This is a genomic window from Staphylococcus sp. EG-SA-2 (assembly GCF_017152085.1).
This window is the reverse complement of the sequence record NZ_JACYHC010000616.1, coordinates 1-2,440: the sequence shown is the minus strand read 5'-3', so window position 1 is coordinate 2,440 and position 2,440 is coordinate 1. Positions and strand designations below refer to the sequence as shown.

Sequence of the window (2,440 nt, the reverse complement as noted above, 5' to 3'; positions counted from 1 at the left end):
TCGTAACAGGAGCAAGTACAGGTATCGGACAAGCTTCTGCAATCGCTTTAGCTCAAGAAGGTGCGTATGTATTGGCGGTAGACATAGCTGAAGCGGTATCGGAGACTGTCGATAAAATTAAAAGTAACGGTGACAATGCGAAGGCGTATAATGTGGATATTTCAGATGAACAACAAGTGGTAGACTTTGTGTCTGACATAAAGGAACAGTTTGGAAGAATCGATGTGTTGTTTAATAATGCCGGTGTGGATAATGCGGCTGGTAGAATTCATGAGTATCCAATAGATGTGTATGACAAGATTATGAATGTAGATATGCGTGGGACAATTTTAATGACGAAAATGATGTTACCTTTAATGATGAATCAAGGTGGCTCTATTGTTAATACGTCTTCATTTTCAGGACAGGCAGAAGATTTGTATCGCTCAGGATATAATGCTGCGAAAGGCGCAGTGATTAATTTTACAAAATCAATCGCAATTGAGTATGGTCGTGATGGCATTCGATCCAATGCAATTGCACCAGGTACAATTGAAACCCCGTTAGTAGATAAACTGACAGGTACGAGTGAGGATGATGCAGGTAAAACATTTAGAGAAAATCAAAAATGGATGACTCCGCTGGGACGTTTAGGTAAACCAGAAGAAGTTGCTAAATTAGTAGTCTTCTTAGCATCTGACGACAGTTCATTCATAACTGGAGAGACGATTCGAATTGATGGTGGTGTGATGGCTTACACATGGCCTGGCGAGATGTTAAGTGATGATTCGTGGAAGCGGACATTGGAATAATTATTTAAAATCGATATCCAGTGGAAAAGAATTTGGCATGAAGTAGGCAATGTATGCATATTGTCGCAATGACAGACATATGAAATAGGGGGATTTAACATGAATATTAGACATATAAGAAATGCCACGGCCGTGATTGAGTATGGAGGTAAACGCATTTTGATTGATCCAATGTTAAGTGATAAAGGTTCATTTGACCCTTTTCCAAATTCACCGAGACAAGATCAAAAAAATCCACTTGTAGAACTACCCATGGCAATTGAAGACATTATAAATGACATCGATTTAGTGATTTTAACGCATTTGCATATTGATCATTTTGATCCGAAAGCAATTGAAGTATTGCCGAAAGATATTAAAATTTACGCACAAAATGAAGAAGATGCTAGTGAAGTAGAGCGTTATGGGTTTACAAATGTTTCTGTATTTAATGATGTGACACACATTGGAGAAATTGAGTTGATTAAAACAGATGCTCAACATGGTCATGGTGAAATTTTGAAGATGACAGGACATGTTCACGGCATGATTTTAAAACATTCTGAAGAGCCGACATTATACTTAGCAGCAGATACAGTTTGGTTTGAAGGGGTTGAAAAAGCATTAAAAACGTATCAACCAGATGTTGTTGTTCTTAATGGTGGTGCAAATCAATTCTTTGAAGGTGGGCCGTTAGTTATGGATGAACATGATGTGTTAAAAGTTGCTAATACATTGCCACTTGCGCAAATTGTTGTTGTGCATATGGAAGCGGTCAATCATTGGCATTTATCTCGTAAAGAGCTGAATGAATTTATAAATTCTAACGACTTAGGTAATAGAGTTGTTGTACCAAATGACGGGGAATTATTAACCTTTGAAAAATAAATGTTTGTTTATTTGATGAAGTGTATTGCTTAAAGCTAGTTTTAACGTATTTTACGTTGAAGCTGGTTTTTTTGTTTGATAAAAATTTTCAAAAGACTTGAATGTGCTGAGAATACGATGTTTATGGAAAGATTATCAAAATATAAATGTGCATTCATTTACAACCTTTATTGACAATGATTCTCAACTAATATAGTATATAATCAAATCGTAATAGTTACGATTTGTTTTCTGCAACTTTTTTGAAGTTTTAGTTGAGGTGAAAACAGTAAAAGCATCTAAGTGAATGAAGTTAACGGACAACTGCATTCACTTGTAGAGCCACAAGAAGCAACTTTAAATAAGGTTTACGGTTGCATGTTGATGAAACAACCGATTACTAAGTCATGCTTTCCACTATGCGGATTAGCATGACTTACCTAATAGATGGGAAAATATTAGGTTCTTTTTATAAAAATTACAAGGTTTAGAGGAATACAGTTGTTTGCTTCGCACCAACTGCATAAGAGCCATGGTTTTCGCTTTTGCGGGTTAGCATGACTTACCTAATAGATGGGAAAATATTAGGTTCATCTTCTAAAAATTACAGTTTTAGAGGAATACAGTTGCTTGCTTCGCACCAACTGCATAAGAGCCTCTAATTACTTATGGTAAAAGAGGCTCTAAAAATACATCTAAAGGAGTGTCGTATGAATCGGCAGGTTATAGAATTTTCTAAGTATAATCCTTCGGGGAATATGACGATACTTGTTCATTCAAAACATGATGCTAGTGAATATGCA

2 protein-coding genes and 1 pseudogene are annotated in these 2,440 nt (G+C 36.1%); all 3 read left to right on the top strand.

The window, feature by feature from the left end; genetic code table 11:
• Nucleotides 1–791, top strand: a 791-nt coding sequence (locus IDG60_RS11025; RefSeq protein WP_206160693.1) for an SDR family oxidoreductase, incomplete at its 5' end; no start/stop codon positions are given.
• A gap of 99 nt (nucleotides 792–890) precedes the next feature.
• Complete coding sequence (locus IDG60_RS11020; protein WP_001026122.1) at nucleotides 891–1,658, top strand: MBL fold metallo-hydrolase; 768 nt, start codon at nucleotides 891–893, stop codon at nucleotides 1,656–1,658.
• A 689-nt stretch (nucleotides 1,659–2,347) separates the two neighbouring features.
• Nucleotides 2,348–2,440, top strand: a pseudogene (locus IDG60_RS11015) (histidine racemase CntK); the annotation flags it as partial.